This window comes from Chitinimonas naiadis, from assembly GCF_054780835.1.
Window position 1 is genome coordinate 159,771 of sequence record NZ_BAAGVO010000009.1, and the last position, 16,274, is coordinate 176,044.

Consider the following 16,274-nt stretch of genomic DNA (forward strand, 5'->3'; position numbering starts at 1 on the left):
CACAGGAACACGCAGACCATGTCGCAGATCATCACGGTACCCGGCAGCCTCTGGGATGGCAGCCAGTTCACCGAGCAAGCCAGCACCCTGCTGCATGAGCTGGAATCCGGCAAGGTCCTGTATTACCCCACGCTGCGCTTTGGCTTGAGCCCCGCCGAGCAGGCGCTGCTGGATCCGCGCTATGCCGACCCCAAGCGCAAGAACATCAGCCTGGAACCCGATGGCCAGACCTTGCGTGGTGTTGCGGGCGACGCCGCCCAGACCGAAACGGTCCGCGCCATGATGGCCCGCTTCCAGCGTGACGCACGCCAGTTGATCGACTGGCTCTGCGAACCCTACCTCGGCCACCTGCGGCCGGCACCTGCCAGCCTGCGTCTGCACCGGGTCGAAACCCGCCAGACCTCCTGGCGCAAGGATGATAGCCGCCTGCATGTCGACGCCTTTCCCTCCCGCCCCTTGGCCGGTGAGCGCATCCTGCGTGTCTTCGTCAATATCCATCCCGGCAGCGAACCACGCGTCTGGCGCGTTGGCGAACCGTTCGAAAAGGTTGCAGCGCAGTTCGTACCCAAGCTGGGCGCACCGTTTCCCGGCAGCGCCGCTTTCCTCAAGGCCCTCAAGATCACCAAGCGCCTGCGCACGCCTTACGATCACTACATGCTGGGCCTGCACGACGCCATGAAGGCTGACATGGGCTACCAGCAAAACTGTGGCCAGCAGACCATGCCCTTCCCCCCTGGCTGCGCCTGGGTCTGCTTCAGCGATCAGACCTCGCACGCGGTCATGAGCGGCCAGTTCATGATGGAGCAGACCTACTTCCTGCCCAAGGAAGCCATGGCCTTCCCCGCCCTTTCCCCGCAGAAGGTCCTCGAGGGGCTGTTCGGCAGGGCGCTCGTCTAAGGCCGCCGCAGGGAAACAACACACGGGACACAACGGACCGTCGCTCGCACGACGGTCCGCGGGGCGATATGCCCCCTCGCCAGTCACTCATGACACGGCAAACAAGACCACCTGCACCCACCCGCCGACGGGGCTTTGTCGCCCCTCAAAAATCACCCATTGATTACAGTGACTTAGCGCAAATTTTTGCGAGCCACTGCCACGCCCGCGATAAGTACACCCAAACTCAATCAATACCACTTCAATCTCAGTTGTATAGTAGCCAATCCATCGCGCCACCCTGCTCCACTTGATGGACCAGGGGGAGCCACCCCGCCGACGCTGCCTAGGCAGGCAATATGCCTATATTTACAATTATTTGATTTCTATCGAAATATTGCTTTATTAGGGCGATTGGCTAGCATCCAGACCTAGCCTCGCATGCAATAAAACGGTCAGAGGAACAAAAAACCGTGTCGCCTGGATTCGCAAGGAATGGTGAGGTGAAATGGAGAAAATAAATCCACTTTAGGTCCACTACAGGTAGGAGAGACACCCCATGATTTTCCCTCGTATCCCCCTGCGCCGGTTCAACCTGAAAGCCGTCAGCCTCGGGCTCGCGGCAGCAGGCCTGTGTTACTCACCTCACGCCTTGGCAGCCGGCTGTGCCATACCCTGGTCAGAAGGCAAGACCTACACCGCCAATGCCCAGGCGTCCTATCTGGGCAACAACTACACCGCCCTGCAGACACACGTCGCCTACGTAGGCGCCAACTGGAACCCGGCCAGTACACCAACCTTATGGCAATCAACCGGTAGCTGCACCGGCACCGGCACTCCCACTCCCACTCCCACTCCCACTCCCACTCCCACTCCAACACCGACACCGACACCGACACCAGGCGGCATCCCAACCAAGGCACAGGCTGAAGCCAAGGCGGCCGAACTCACCAATTCCGATCTGTTCCGTAAAGTCAAAGCGTCGATCCGCCTCACGGCCAATAGCGTGGTGGATGCCGTTGCACCGGGCAAAACCAGCAACCCGGCCAATGTGAAGCGGGTGGAAGCCCTGCTGACACAGCAGAAGTTTGACTACTACTTTCCGGTACGTAGCGGCGCCTACACCTATACCGGCCTGCTGCAGGCAGTGGCCAAGTTCCCCGGCTTTTGCGACAACTACACCGACGGCCGCAATAGCGATGAGATCTGCCGTCGCTCCCTGGCCACCATGTTTGCCCATTTTGCCCAGGAGACCGGCGGACACAGCGTGCAGGAATTTGGCGTGCCCGAGTGGCGTCAGGCACTGGTCTACGTCCGCGAGATTGGCTGTAACGAGACCGGCGGGGGGTGCGGCTACAACGCCGAATGTAACGATCCGGTATTCAACCAGGTCTGGACCTGCGGCAAACAGCCCGATGGCAGCTTCAAGAAGTACTTCGGACGAGGTGCCAAGCAGTTGTCCTACAACTACAACTACGGCCCCTTCTCGCAAGCCATGTACGACGGCGATCAGTTCAAGCTGCTCAACAACCCGGAACTGGTAGCCGATACCTGGCTCAATCTCGCCTCGGCCGTGTTCTTCTTTATCTACCCACAGCCGCCCAAGCCATCCATGCTGCATGTGATCGACGGCACCTGGGCACCGAACGCGAGCGATACGGCGCGCGGGCTGGGAAATAACTTCCCCACCACCATCCAGATCATCAATGCCGAGTGCCAGGACACACCGACCAAGGCCGCCGCGCAGAATCGACTGAACTACTACACCCAATTTGCTGCCGACCTGGGTTGGGACATTCGCCGTGAGTCCATGAAGTGCGCCGGTATGGGACGATTCGATGGCGACAGCTCGGCGGCATTCAAGATCTACTGGGAAAAAACCTGGGGCAGCGGCCAGGAATACCAATGCCAGTTGGTGAGCTACCAGACGCCGTACAACGCCTTGATCGACGGCCAGTATGTGAAATGCGTGGAAAACAACTGGGGCGTAAAGCTGAAGTAGCCAACATCACATCGGAAAGAAACGGGGCGATAGCCCCGTTTTACCTGGTACGAGCCCGGCAGCCCACAGTCAGGTTCGCCAGCCCGGCCGATATCGCCTGCGCAGTCGGTCGCGAACCACCCACGTGCTTTTCTGTTGCTTTCCAGCCCAGCGTTTTCCGTCGGATCAGGTAGTTCAGGCGGTCGCGGGGCATGAAACTACGGCATTCGAATAGCGCATGGCTATGGCGGAGGTTTCGCTTCGGCAACCGGCATCCCAAGCCACCGCCGATTGCGGATGAGCCCAATCGCCCTCCGACCAGACCACTTGCCACCCTCCTCATTCAGCACCGCCACCCATCACCGCCAAGACTTAAATAAATACAAATACTTACCCTATAAATCCCCGCCCCTCCCGACACTTTCCTGCACGTGATCACTCACCTAACTTAATACCACTTAATTTCGATGGTATTGGATTGCACATGCATGCCCGGCTGCAAGCCCTTGAGCTCGACCACCCGCGATAATGTAGTTCTATCAATGGCGCCACAAGTACGACTTCCGCAATAAGTATTTGATTTTTATTGATACATTGCATTTTGTTTTATTTGTCATAGCATCGTAATGACTTCGTAAAATGGCCAAGGCCAGCACAGCAATCACATTGCCGGGCGTCGATCGGTGCGGGATTGCGAGGCGTGACGAGGTTCTATTTGATACATGAATAAGTCCACTTTATTTCCACTCATTCAGAAGGAGCTTTCCCCATGAGCACCCCTCGCAAGCCAGCACGGCGATTTGCCCTGAATACCGTCACGCTCTCCCTGGCAACAGCCGGCATCCTCTATGCGCCAAGCGCGCTGGCGGCCGCCTGTGCGACACCATGGGCGGAAGGCAAGACCTATGCCGCCAATACCCAAGCCTCCTACCAGAGCAATAACTACAACGCCCTGCAGACCCATACCGCCTATGTGGGCGCCAACTGGAATCCGGCAGCCACCCTCTCGTTGTGGACGCTGATCGGCGCCTGCTCAGCGTCTCCGACTCCGACTCCGACTCCGACTCCGACTCCGACTCCGACTCCAACTCCAACTCCAACTCCAACTCCAACTCCAACTCCAACTCCAACACCAACACCAACACCAACACCAACACCAACACCAACACCAACACCAACACCAACACCAACACCAACACCAACACCAACGCCAACGCCAACGCCAACGCCAACGCCAACGCCAACGCCATCAGGCAGCCTGCCCAAACATGCCTTGATCGGCTATTGGCACAACTTCACCAACCCAAGCGGCCCGACCATCCCGATTCGCAACGTATCGGATGACTGGGACGTGATCATGGTGTCCTTTGCCGACGACGGCGGGAACGGCAACGTAAGCTTCACCCTGGACCCGAACGCCGGCACCGAGGCGCAGTTCATCGCCGACATTGCCGCCAAGCGAGCCAAGGGCAAGAAGGTCGTGTTGTCGCTAGGCGGCCAGAACGGGACGGTGACCCTGAACAACGCCACCCACGTCAGCAACTTCGTGAACAGCCTGTACGGCCTGATTACCAAGTACGGTTTTGACGGCATCGACCTGGATCTGGAGAGCGGTGCCGGCGTGACCTCGGGCGCACCCATCATCACCAATCTGGTCAGCGCGGTGAAACAGCTCAAGGCCAAGGTCGGCGCCAACTTCTATCTGTCGATGGCACCGGAACATCCCTATGTACAAGGCGGCTATGTCACCAATGCGGGTATCTGGGGCGCCTATCTGCCCATCATCGATGGTCTGCGCAATGAGCTGAACATCATTCATGTCCAGTACTACAACAACGGTGGTTTTGTGTACGTGGACAACCGTACCCTCAACGAGGGCACGGTGGACGGATTGGTCGGCGGCAGCCTGATGCTGATCGAAGGCTTCAAGACCAACTATGGTTCGGGCTGGGAGTTCAAAGGCCTCCGTCCTGATCAGGTAGCCTTCGGCGTGCCATCCGGTTCACGCTCAGCCAATCAGGGCTTTGTGACCGCACAAACGGTCAACAGCGCGCTGACCTGCCTGACCAAGCTACAAAATTGCGGCAGCGTGGTGCCCAAGCAGGCCTATCCGACCTATCGCGGGGTGATGACCTGGTCCATCAATTGGGACAAAGTAGATGGCTTCAATTTCTCGGTCCCGACGGTCAACAGCCTGAGAGCCCTACCCTGAACCATCGATCAGGCATGGCGGCTCAATAAGAAAAGGGAGGCGCATCGCCTCCCTTTTTTTGGCCGTGCCATCCGCCGTACAGGCCGCACGCTAAAACAACGACCCCTGCTCTACCGGTGCCTCGCTGACCACCGCCGCAGCCTCTCCCTGGGCAAACCGCAAGCGCAAATACTGTCCGCTACGCAACACCGCCGCATCGCGTACCAACTGCCCTTCGCGGGTCTCGACCAGACTGTAACCACGTGCCAATACCGCTTCCGGGTTCAAGGCTGTCAGCCGGTCCGACAGGCGATCCAGCTTCGCCAGCCGGCGCTCTCCGCTACGTAGCAAGGCGTGCTGCAGACGTTGCTGCAACTGCTCCACTTCACGGCGCGGTGCCGCCACGGCCGGCTTTACTGCCAGATAGCGCTGCTGCAACGCCTGCATGCGCCAGTGGCGCAGCTCTTGCCGGCGCAGTACCGCCCGCTGCAGGTCCAGCTTCGCCCGTTGCAAGCGTTCACCCTGCAGACGCAACCGCTCGCCCGGGTGCACGAGGCGTCGTGACAGGAAATCCAGCTTCTGCATGCGCGTCTGCAACTGCTGCCCGAAGACACGCTGCAACCTCGCCTGCCATTGCCGCAACTGCATCACTTGCACATTACGGTCCGGCGCCACCAGCTCCGCCGCCGCCGTCGGCGTCGGCGCCCGCACATCCGCCACAAAGTCGGCAATAGTGAAGTCGGTTTCGTGCCCCACGCCGCTGACGACCGGGACGGCACAATCGGCAATGGCCCGCGCCACCACCTCTTCATTGAAGGACCACAGGTCCTCGATACTGCCACCACCGCGGCAGACGATCAGTACGTCCACCTCCGCGCGATCGCTGGCAGCCCTGATCATCGCCGCCAGCTTGTCGGCCGCCCCTTCCCCTTGCACCGGCGCAGGATAGAGCCGTACCGGCAGTTGCGGCGCCCGTCGTTTCAGCGTACTCAGTACGTCGCGTAGCGCCGCCGCCTTGGTAGAGGTCACGATACCGATCGCGCGCGGCGCGGCCGGCAATACCCGCTTGCGCTGCAGATCGAACAAGCCTTCTGCTGCCAGCTTCTGCTTGAGCTTCTCGTAGGCCTCATACAAGGCCCCCAGTCCGGCCGGGCGCATTGCTTCGATGTTTAGCTGGTAATCGCCCCGCGCCTCGTACAACGTCACGATGGCACGTGCCTCGACCTTCAGCCCTTCGCGCGGCTTGAAAGGCAGCAGCATTGCCCGGTTGCGGAACATCACGCAGCGAACCTGCGCACCGGCATCCTTGAGCGAAAAATAGCAATGCCCGCTCGCCGCGATGGTCAGGTTGGATATCTCGCCGCTGATCCACATCTGCGGCAGTTCACGCTCCAGCAGGCCCTTGACCGCCCGGTTCAACTCACTGACCGACCACACCGGTGTCGGGCTTGACATTATCTCGTTCATTTGGTCTCGATCGGACGATTCATCCACATTCGCGAATATTGCTGCGTGGTGATGATGGAATTTGACACACGTGTTACAGTGAATGCTTAAATTATTGTTTTAAAAAGAGAAATTTGTTTCGCCACTTTTTTGAGCAAGTCAACAAAATAGCGGCGGAATGGGCTTTTGCGACAGCGAAAGTTGGCTTACCCACACTTTTATCCACAGGCTGTGTGCACAAACCCGGAATCCCTCGTCCGGACATGGGTTTACCGCCATCCTCCCACAATGCGTGCTTGCCGGCCCCCCGCTGCGCAGCTAAAGTTACGCGGTTTTTGGACCCAGGACACTGTCCCCATGCTCGCCATTATCCAGGCTGCCGGTTGGCCGATCTACACGATCATCTTTGCATCCATCATCGCGGTGGCCATCATCATCGAACGGCTCGTCACCTTGCGCCGCTCACAAGTACTGCCTGATGGCCTGTTGGCGCTGACGGTACAGGAACTGAAGCAAAGCGGCGTCACTGCCGACATGCTGACCCGCTTGCAGGCCAACTCGCCGCTGGGCCGGGTACTGGCTGCAGGCCTCAAGAACGTCAAGAGCACCCGTGAGATCATGAAGGAATCGATCGAGGAAAGCGGCCGCGCGGTCGCCCATGACCTCGAACGTTTCCTGACCACGCTGGGCACCATCGCCACCGCCTCGCCCTTGCTGGGTCTGCTCGGTACCGTCATCGGCATGATCGAGATCTTCGGCGCGCAGTCCCCCACCGGCGGCACGAATCCGGCCGTGCTGGCGCATGGTATCTCGGTCGCGCTCTACAACACCGCCTTCGGCATCGTCGTCGCAGTCCCGGCACTGGTGTTCTACCGCCACTTCCGTAGCAACGTGGACAGCTTCATCGTCGAGATGGAGCAGCAAGCCATCAAGCTGGTGGAAGTCGTGCATGGCGAACGTGGCTAAGGGCGCGCCGCGATGAACTTCCGTCGAGGCCGCAACCGGGAAGAGCCGGAAATCAACTTCATCCCCTTAATTGACGTGATGCTGGTGATCCTCATCTTCCTGATGGCCACCACCACCTACTCCAAGTTTGCCGAGCTCAAGATCAACCTGCCCACGGCCGCGTCCGACAAGCAGGAAGCCAAAGCGCTGGAGATCGAAATCGCGATCACCAGCTCCGGCGGCTATGCCATCAACGGCCAGCGCATCACCTACAGTGGTGCAGAGGAACTCGCTGCAGAACTGCGCAAGCAGGCCAAGGGCCAGGAACCCGTCATCGTCATCAACGCCGATGGCAATGCCAGCCACCAGGCAGTGATCAACGTGATGGAAGCCGCCAGGATGGCGGGCTTCGGTCGCTTGACCTTCGCGACCCAGACGCCGCAGTAAGCCTGCTGCATACCGCATCAGCACGCCATTCCCGCTCCGGCGGGAATGTTTTTTTGTACGGTCAGCCTGAGCCCGCTCGCCCATGCAAACACCTGCTTACTGGCAATCCCGCTTTCCCGCCTGCCTGTTGCTGCCGGTAAGCGCTGTATTCGGCCTCCTGGCAGCCCTGCGTCGGCGACTGTACGCCAGCGGCGTGCTGCATAGCGAATCGCTGCCGGTACCGGTCGTCATCGTCGGCAATATCAGCGCCGGCGGCGCCGGCAAGACGCCCACGGTCCTCTACCTGGCAGAACAGCTGCAGGCCCGTGGCTACCACCCCGGCATCATCAGCCGGGGTTACGGCGGCCAGCTCACCGGCCCGGCTGAAGTGCCGCCCACGGGCGACGATCCGCATCAATATGGCGACGAACCGGCCTTGCTGGCCCGTCGCAGTGGCTGCCCCGTCTTTATCGGCCGAGACAGGATCGCCACCGGCCAGGCACTACTTACCCGCCACCCCGATACCGACGTACTGATTTGCGACGACGGCCTGCAGCACTACCGCCTGCAACGGGATATCGAAATCGCGGTGATCGACGGCGCACGCGGCTTGCAGAACGGCTGGCTGCTGCCAGCCGGCCCCTTGCGTGAACCTGCATCACGCCTGGACAGCTGCGACGCCATCCTGGTGAATGGTCGGCCGCAGGCCGTCATTCCACCCCACCCCGCGCGTTTTGAGATGCAACTGGCGCCGGCGGATGCCTGGAACCTGCTCGATCCTGGTCAGCGACGCCCCTTACCCGGCTTCACCGGCCGGAAGTTGGCCGCGCTGGCCGGCATCGGCCATCCCGCCCGCTTCTTCGCCACGCTGGCGGCTGCGGGCCTGGATGCCAGCCCGCACCCCTTCCCGGACCACCATGCCTATACCGAGGCCGATCTCGCCGGCGTCGATGCCGAAATCCTGCTGGTCACCGAGAAGGATGCGGTGAAACTGCAGCCCCTTTTGTCTAAGGGGAGGCTGCAGCACAGTGGTAATATTTGGGCTGTTCCGGTCAGCGCCACGCTGACCCCCGACCTGGCCGATTGGCTGATCAACCGGCTGCAAGCCTTGAAGAGTAATGATGGACGCAAAACTGCTTGAGATACTGGTCTGCCCAATCTGCAAAGGGCCGCTTTTCCACGACAAATCCCGCCAGGAACTGACCTGTCGCGGCGACCGGCTGGCTTTCCCGATCAAGGACGGCATCCCCGTCATGCTGGAAGGCGAGGCGCGTGAGCTGCCGGCAGACGAGGAAGTCGGCAAGTGAGCTTCGTCGCGCTGATCCCGGCTCGCCTCGCGTCCACGCGCTTCCCCGAGAAGCCGCTGGCCGACATCGGAGGCAAGCCCATGGTCATCCGTACCATCGAACAGGCACTCAAGAGCGGGGCAAGCAGTGCCCATGTCGCCACCGACGATGTCCGTATCCGCGATGTCGTCGAGGCCCATGGCTACTCGGCCCTGATGACCCGCGCCGACCATGCATCCGGCACCGAGCGGCTGGCAGAGGCCGCCGACCTGCTGGGTCTGAGCGACGACACCGCCGTCGTCAACGTACAGGGTGACGAACCCCTGATCGATCCGGCCCTGATCAATGCCGTGGCGGGCATGTTGCACCGCGACAACAACCTGCCGATGACCACGGCGTGCCACGCTATTGCTAGCGCCGAGGACATGTTCAACCCTAACGTGGTCAAGCTAGTGCTTGACCATGCCGGCCGCGCCCTCTACTTTAGCCGAGCTCCGATTCCCTACGCCCGCGACGCCTTCACTCAGACGCGCGAGGTCCTGCCGACAGACCTACCCGTCTTTCGGCATATCGGCATCTACGGCTATCGCGCCGGCTTCCTGCGCCAGTACAGTACCCTGACCCCCACTGCGCTGGAGCAATTCGAAGCACTCGAACAACTGCGCGTGCTCTGGCACGGCTATCCGATCGGCGTTGCGGTCATGGACCACATCCCGGAAACCGGCGTGGATACGCCCGCCGATCTGGAACGTGTCCGACAACGCTGGGCCGCGCTAAACGGCTAGACCTGCAAGGCGGCAACGCCGGCAACAGCACCAGATCCGGCCCATCCGCGATGGGTCGCCAGAACAAGATGGAATATGCCGACAGCGGTTTCTGTCGGTATGCCACAAGGTATTTGAATAAACCAACGAAACCAGGACCCCTCCGATGCGATTGATACTGTTAGGCGCTCCCGGCGCTGGCAAGGGCACTCAGGCCAACTTCATCAAAGAGAAGTTCGGCATCCCGCAAATCTCCACCGGCGACATGTTGCGCGCCGCGGTCAAAGCCGGCACCCCGCTGGGCCTGGAAGCCAAGGCCATCATGGATGCAGGCGGCCTCGTACGCGACGACATCATCATTGGCCTCGTCAAGGAACGGATTGCTCAGCCGGATGCCGCCAAAGGCTTCCTGTTCGACGGCTTTCCACGCACCATTCCCCAGGCCGACGCCCTGAAGGAAGCCGGCGTGGACATCGACTACGTGGTCGAGATCGACGTACCGGACAGCGAAATCGTCGAGCGCATCACCGGCCGTCGTTGCCATCCGGCATCGGGCCGCGTCTACCACGTCAAGTTCGCCCCGCCCAAGGTCGCCGGCCAGGATGACCAAACCGGCGAGGAACTGGTCCAGCGTGACGACGACAAGGAAGAAGTCGTGAAGAAGCGCCTGGCCGTCTACCACGAGCAGACCGAAGTGCTGGTCGGTTACTACGGCAAGCTGGCCCAGTCCGGCGACGCGAAGGCCCCGAAGTACGTCAAGGTTCCGGGCGTCGGCGCCGTCGACAGCATCCGCGACAGCGTGTTCAAGGCACTCGGCGTCTGATAGCACCCTGAGCGGTCAATACAGGCAGGCGGGTAATCCCCGCCTGTTTGCTTTTGCGCGGTACCCTAGGGGCAGGCCTCGATGCTGTTGTTCCGACCGGAACTCATCGCAACCCGCCCGGTCTGTTGCGGGCAGCACTGCCGAGCCCTTCTCGCCGGCATCACAGATTGTTCAAGGAGATAGCAGCGGCATGTACCACGGCGAACGCTTCAACAGCATCACCCATTTACTGGGATCGGCCTTCGCCATCGCCGGCCTCGCGATACTCGTCACCCTGGCGAGCCTGCAGGGTGACCCATGGAAGATCGTCAGCTTCAGTATCTACGGCGCCATGCTGGTCGTGCTCTATCTCGGTTCGACGCTCTATCACAGCATCAAGCATCCACCCACCAAGGCCATACTGCAAAAGATCGACCATTGTGCGATCTATCTGCTGATCGCCGGTACCTATACCCCATTCGCCCTCGTCACCCTGCGTGGCGGCTGGGGCTGGACGCTGTTTGGCCTCAACTGGGGGCTTGCCCTGTTCGGCATCATCCAGGAGCTGACCCTGGGCCGCCGTACCCGCCTGCTGTCGATGATCCTGTATGTCGTCATGGGCTGGCTGATCCTGATCGCCATGAAACCACTCATCGCCGCACTGCCCACTGCCGGCCTTGCCTGGCTGGCGGCCGGCGGTATCGTCTACAGCCTCGGCATCTACTTCTTCCTCAACGACGAGCGGGTCAGGCACTACCACGGCATCTGGCACCTGTTCGTCCTCGGTGGCAGCCTTTGCCAGTACGTCAGCATCCTGTTCTATGTCGCTTAGGGTGAGCGCACGACAAGGACACGCGCGCTGAAGCGATGGGTATCCGCTTCTAGATTGGCCTCTCTCCAACAGCCAAGGCCTACCCTGCACGCGTCAGTGCCGGCGCACGCGAAAAACGCCACGCAGGCCCCGCCTGCGAAATGCTCGACTCGGAGGCTCACTCCCGCGGCAATCGTCGGCCGGCACGGCGGAGTCTGCTTTTTCCGACTACAATTCGCGCGTTTCCAACCGCCTCGGAGTTCGCCATGCGTCGTCTGCTGCTGCCTGTCCTGCTGGGCATCGCCACGCTGACCAGCCATGCGGCCGAGAACGGGATAGAACTGAGCGTCAGCGTCAAGGCGCCGGTGGCCCAGGTCTGGCAAGCCTGGACGACCAGCGACGGCATCGCCAGCTTCTTTGCGCCGGAAGCCCGGGTGGACGCCAGGCCTGACGGCCCGTTTGAGGTCTATATGGACCCGTACGGCGAGCCCGGCATGAAAGGGGCGGACACCATGAAGGTGCTGGCGGTCGAACCCGAGAAGCTGCTCTCGTTTACCTGGAACGCCCCACCGCATCTCGCAGCCGCCCGGCAACAACGCACCGTCGTGATCCTGCGCTTTGCACCGGATGAGCAGGGTACCCGGCTCACGCTCAGCCACCTGGGCTGGGGTAGCGACGGCGAATGGCCCAAAGCCCGCGCCTATTTCGAGAAAGCCTGGCCCAACGTACTGAAGAATCTGCAGACACGTTTCGAGTCCGGCAAGCCACATGACTGGACCCAGTGGCGCGAACAACTCAAGCAATGGCATGCCAGCGAGGCGGCCAAGCAAAAGCCTTAACTCCATCCCCGAGATCAACCATGACCGTAAAGAACGCTTTCTACGCCCAATCCGGCGGTGTCACCGCTGTGATCAACGCCAGCGCCGCAGGCGTGATCGAGACCGCGCGCCAGCATGGCGACAAGATCGGCAAGGTCTACGCTGGCCGTAACGGCATCATCGGCGCCCTGACCGAGGACCTGATCGACACCTCGCTCGAATCAAGCGAGGATATCGCCCGCCTCAAGCACACGCCGTCCGGCGCCTTCGGCTCCTGCCGTTACAAGCTCAAGAGCCTGGAGACCCACCGCGAGCAGTATGAGCGGCTGATCGAGGTCTTCAAGGCCCACGACATCGGCTACTTCTTCTACAACGGTGGCGGCGATTCGGCCGACACCTGCTACAAGATCGCCCAGCTCTCGGAAAAGATGGGTTACCCGATCCAGGCCATCCACGTACCCAAGACCGTGGACAACGACCTGCCGATCACCGACTGCTGCCCCGGTTTTGGCTCGGTCGCCAAATACGTCGCCACCTCCATCCGCGAGGCAGGCTACGACGTCGCCTCCATGGCCAAGACCTCGACCAAGGTCTTTATCCTCGAAGTCATGGGCCGCCACGCCGGCTGGATCACCGCCGCCTGCGGCCTGGCCTCGGAGCAGGCCGGCGAAGGTCCGCACATCCTGCTGTTCCCGGAAATCGAATTCGACGAAGCCGCCTTCCTGGCCCGGGTCCAGGCCACGGTCGAGCAGCATGGCCACTGCGTGATCGGTGTCTCGGAAGGCATCAAGAACAAGGACGGCAAGTTCCTCAGCGAGACCGGCCTCAAGGACGCGTTTGGCCACGCCCAGCTGGGTGGCGTTGCCCCGACCATCGCCCAGTTGGTGAAGGACAAGCTCGGTTACAAATACCACTGGGCCGTCGCAGACTACCTGCAGCGCGCCGCCCGCCATATTGCCAGCAAGACAGATGTCGAACAGGCCTACGCCCTGGGTAAGGCCGCTGTGGAAATGGCGCTTGCCGGCAAGAATTCGGTCATGCCAGCCATCCGTCGCCTCAGCGATGCGCCGTACCGCTGGGATATCGCCGAGGCCCCGCTGTCACAAGTCGCCAACGTGGAGAAATTCATGCCGCGCGACTTCATCACCGAAGACGGCTTCCACATTACCGAGGCTTGTCGCCGCTATCTGTCCCCGCTGATCGCCGGTGAAGACTATCCGCCGTTCAAGAACGGCCTGCCGGACTACGTCCGCCTGCAGAACCTGCCGGTCGCCCGCAAGTTGCCGGACTTCGCGCTGTAAGCCCGCCGGCCTGCGCAATGTATCGCGCAGGCCGGCTTGTCCTCGCTTGGTCATTGTTCAATGCTGGCATATGCTGAAGCATCAGTGCGCCAGGAAAGCCATGTCAGCCTATCCAGCAGCGACCGGCACGGTCCCCACCGACGACTCAACCCCGAGCCCGCTGGAAGATGCCGTTCCCCAGTTCTTCATCTCCCTCGTCAACCAGAGCGATAGCAGCCTGACCCTGACGGCTTGCCGGACCTCGTTCGGCTGCGGCTGGGTACAAGAGCCGGTCCTGGGTGAACAGATCGCTGCGCTGGGCGAGCGCATCTGGTGCGCCATGCCCTGGGATCTCGATTGCGGCATCGATGTCGACCTCACCCTGGAGAACGCGCTGGGGATCCGGGTGCGCATCCACTTTTCGCGCCACTACCCTGCCCGTGCCGAAGGCCAACTGGACATACAACCGGCGGTAGCCCTGACGGGTACGGCCGAACTGCAACGGGCAGACTCCAGCAGCCCTTTTTTGATGATCACGCTCCAGACGGCGGACTAGACAAGTAAAAGGCCACCGCAAGCGGTGGCCTTTCTGCATACGGACTGCTGGCTTTATTCAGCCAGTGCGGCGCTCAGCTTGTTGCGACGCTCCGCCAATCGTTCTGGCAGGCGGTCTTCCAGCTTGGCAAACCACTCGGCATGCGCTGCCACCTCAGCCCGCCAGGCTTCGACATCAAGCTGCATCAAGGCCTGGAACTGCTCGGCCGTCATCTCGTCCAGACCGCTCCAGTCAAGGTCAGCGTAAGCAGGCATCCAACCCAGCACGGTTTCCTCAGCCCTGGCCTTGCCCTGCACGCGGCCCACCATCCACTCCAGCACGCGCATGTTCTCGCCGAAGCCCGGCCACAAGAACTTGCCGTCCTCGCCCAGACGGAACCAGTTCACGCAGAAGATATGGGGAGCTTGCGGCAGGCGACCGCCCACTTCCAGCCAGTGCTTGAAGTAGTCGCCCATGTGGTAGCCGCAGAACGGCAGCATGGCAAACGGGTCGCGACGGGTCTGGCCCTGGGTACCCATGGCGGCAGCGGTCGTTTCCGAGCCCATGGTTGCCGCCATATAGACGCCGGCTTCCCAATCCGCCGCTTCGAACACCAACGGTATTGTGGACGAGCGGCGGCCACCGAAGATGAAGGCCGAGATCGGTACGCCATTGGCATCATCCCAGGCCGGGTCGAGCGATGGGCATTGTGCGGCCGCCACAGTGAAGCGCGCATTCGGATGCGCCGCCTTGCGCCCGGTCTCGCGCGCAATCTCCGGTGTCCAGTCCTTGCCTTGCCAGTCGATCAGGTGCGCCGGTGCTTCCTTGCTCATGCCTTCCCACCAGACGTCACCATCATCGGTCAACGCCACATTGGTGAAGATCACATTCTCGCGCAGCATGGCCATGGCGTTCGGATTGGATTTTTCTGAGGTACCAGGCGCCACCCCGAAATAGCCATTCTCAGGATTGATTGCATACAGCTTGCCGTCGGCACCGGGCTTGATCCAGGCAATGTCGTCACCCACGGTGGTGATCTTCCAGCCCTGATAGGACTTGGGCGGAATCAGCATGGCGAAGTTGGTCTTGCCGCAAGCGCTCGGGAAGGCCGCGGCCACATAGGATTTCTCGCCGGCGGGACTTTCCACCCCCAGGATCAGCATATGCTCTGCCAGCCAGCCCTGATCGCGCCCCATGGTGGAGGCAATGCGCAAGGCAAAGCACTTCTTGCCCAGCAAGGCGTTGCCGCCGTAACCCGAACCATAGGACCAGATTTCCCGCGTCTCGGGGAAATGAACGATGTACTTGGTATCCTTGTTGCAAGGCCACGCGACATCCGCCTGCCCCGCAGCCAACGGCGCACCAACGGTGTGCACGCAAGGCACGAACTCGCCGTCCGTCCCCAGCACGTCGTATACCGCCCGACCCATGCGGGTCATGACGCGCATGGATACCACGACATAGGGCGAATCGGTCAGTTCGATGCCCACATGGGCGATATGCGAGCCCAGCGGCCCCATGCTGAACGGAATCACATACAGCGTACGGCCACGCATACAGCCTTCGAACAAGCCATCCAGCGTCTGCCGCATATCGGCCGGCGCCATCCAGTTGTTGTTCGGGCCGGCATCCTCCTTGTTGGCCGCACAGACGAAAGTACGGTCTTCCACCCGGGCAACGTCCGATGGATCGGAAAAAGCAGCATAGGAGTTGGCCCGCCTGGCCGGATTGAGCTTCACCAGCGTGCCGGCGGCTACCATCTGCGCCAGGAACTGCTCGTTTTCCGCCTCGGATCCGTCCACCCAATGTATGGCATCGGGCTTGGTAAGAGCGGCCACTTTGGCCACCCAGTCGATCAGGGCTTGGTGCTTGATATAGGCGGGGGGAGCAAACTGCATGGGAACCTCGGCTTAAGTAGCAGATACCACCCGAACTACGGAGAAAAAGCCGAGCACAGGTGGGAATGTCCCCTCAATTCTCGCAAATTCAAGCAGATAAGTCCCTAAAAAAGTAGCGAGCAGGCGCTTGACTACCAAAATGATCAGCCGTACAGCCTGCGCTGCAGCCCCTGAGCAGGTGCATCGGCATAAAAAAAGCGCGGGGCAAGCCCCGC

Annotated in this window: 15 protein-coding genes; 13 read left to right on the top strand and 2 right to left on the bottom strand. The window is 61.2% G+C overall.

The window, feature by feature from the left end; translation table 11 throughout:
- Nucleotides 1–18 precede the first annotated feature (18 nt).
- The 3 genes from ACYVHK_RS23880 (at nt 19) to ACYVHK_RS23890 (ending at nt 5,069) form a co-directional block, all read left to right on the top strand.
- Nucleotides 19–897 (top strand): Kdo hydroxylase family protein, encoded by an 879-nt coding sequence (locus tag ACYVHK_RS23880; protein WP_460537426.1) that lies wholly within the window; start codon nt 19–21, stop codon nt 895–897.
- 538 nt (nt 898–1,435) lie between these two features.
- Nucleotides 1,436–2,878: a glycoside hydrolase family 19 protein gene (locus tag ACYVHK_RS23885; RefSeq protein ID WP_460537428.1), complete on the top strand. Its 1,443-nt coding sequence runs from the start codon at nt 1,436–1,438 to the stop codon at nt 2,876–2,878.
- A gap of 748 nt (nt 2,879–3,626) precedes the next feature.
- A complete protein-coding gene (locus ACYVHK_RS23890; RefSeq protein ID WP_460537430.1) occupies nt 3,627–5,069 on the top strand; it encodes a chitinase in 1,443 nt (480 codons plus the stop codon).
- A gap of 90 nt (nt 5,070–5,159) precedes the next feature.
- Here the strand turns inward: ACYVHK_RS23890 and xseA are convergent, their stop codons facing one another.
- Nucleotides 5,160–6,515 carry an exodeoxyribonuclease VII large subunit gene (gene xseA, locus ACYVHK_RS23895; protein ID WP_460537432.1) on the bottom strand — a complete coding sequence of 452 codons (1,356 nt, stop codon included), beginning with the start codon at nt 6,513–6,515 and terminating at the stop codon, nt 5,160–5,162.
- A gap of 336 nt (nt 6,516–6,851) precedes the next feature.
- On the opposite strand from xseA, the gene ACYVHK_RS23900 reads away from it, so the two are divergent.
- From ACYVHK_RS23900 to ACYVHK_RS23945, 10 genes are all read left to right on the top strand, one after another.
- Nucleotides 6,852–7,460, top strand: coding sequence for a MotA/TolQ/ExbB proton channel family protein (locus ACYVHK_RS23900; RefSeq protein WP_460537434.1), 609 nt, complete (start codon nt 6,852–6,854; stop codon nt 7,458–7,460).
- Nucleotides 7,461–7,472: 12 nt separating this feature from the next.
- Complete coding sequence (locus tag ACYVHK_RS23905; protein WP_460537436.1) at nt 7,473–7,886, top strand: ExbD/TolR family protein; 414 nt, start codon at nt 7,473–7,475, stop codon at nt 7,884–7,886.
- Nucleotides 7,887–7,968: 82 nt separating this feature from the next.
- Nucleotides 7,969–9,006: a tetraacyldisaccharide 4'-kinase gene (lpxK, locus tag ACYVHK_RS23910; protein ID WP_460537438.1), complete on the top strand. Its 1,038-nt coding sequence runs from the start codon at nt 7,969–7,971 to the stop codon at nt 9,004–9,006.
- On the top strand, nt 8,987–9,172 hold the full coding sequence (locus ACYVHK_RS23915; RefSeq protein ID WP_460537440.1) for a Trm112 family protein: 186 nt from the start codon (nt 8,987–8,989) through the stop codon (nt 9,170–9,172). The genes lpxK and ACYVHK_RS23915 overlap by 20 nt, the downstream gene beginning before the upstream one ends.
- Nucleotides 9,169–9,936 (top strand): 3-deoxy-manno-octulosonate cytidylyltransferase, encoded by a 768-nt coding sequence (gene kdsB / locus ACYVHK_RS23920; protein WP_460537442.1) that lies wholly within the window; start codon nt 9,169–9,171, stop codon nt 9,934–9,936. The genes ACYVHK_RS23915 and kdsB overlap by 4 nt, the downstream gene beginning before the upstream one ends.
- Before the next feature lie 145 nt (nt 9,937–10,081).
- Nucleotides 10,082–10,738, top strand: coding sequence for a nucleoside monophosphate kinase (gene adk, locus ACYVHK_RS23925; RefSeq protein WP_460537444.1), 657 nt, complete (start codon nt 10,082–10,084; stop codon nt 10,736–10,738).
- Nucleotides 10,739–10,928: 190 nt separating this feature from the next.
- Nucleotides 10,929–11,549 carry a PAQR family membrane homeostasis protein gene (trhA, locus tag ACYVHK_RS23930; protein ID WP_460537446.1) on the top strand — a complete coding sequence of 207 codons (621 nt, stop codon included), beginning with the start codon at nt 10,929–10,931 and terminating at the stop codon, nt 11,547–11,549.
- 245 nt (nt 11,550–11,794) lie between these two features.
- Nucleotides 11,795–12,367, top strand: coding sequence for an SRPBCC family protein (locus tag ACYVHK_RS23935; protein ID WP_460537449.1), 573 nt, complete (start codon nt 11,795–11,797; stop codon nt 12,365–12,367).
- A gap of 20 nt (nt 12,368–12,387) precedes the next feature.
- Entirely contained in the window at nt 12,388–13,647 is a 1,260-nt protein-coding gene (locus tag ACYVHK_RS23940) for a 6-phosphofructokinase (RefSeq protein ID WP_460537451.1), read from the top strand.
- A gap of 100 nt (nt 13,648–13,747) precedes the next feature.
- Nucleotides 13,748–14,182 (top strand): hypothetical protein, encoded by a 435-nt coding sequence (locus ACYVHK_RS23945; protein WP_460537453.1) that lies wholly within the window; start codon nt 13,748–13,750, stop codon nt 14,180–14,182.
- A gap of 53 nt (nt 14,183–14,235) precedes the next feature.
- On the opposite strand, the gene ACYVHK_RS23950 is transcribed toward ACYVHK_RS23945, so the two are convergent.
- The gene (locus ACYVHK_RS23950; protein ID WP_460537455.1) at nt 14,236–16,059 is read right to left on the bottom strand and encodes a phosphoenolpyruvate carboxykinase (GTP); all 1,824 of its coding nucleotides are present in this window, start codon (nt 16,057–16,059) and stop codon (nt 14,236–14,238) included.
- Nucleotides 16,060–16,274 lie beyond the last annotated feature (215 nt).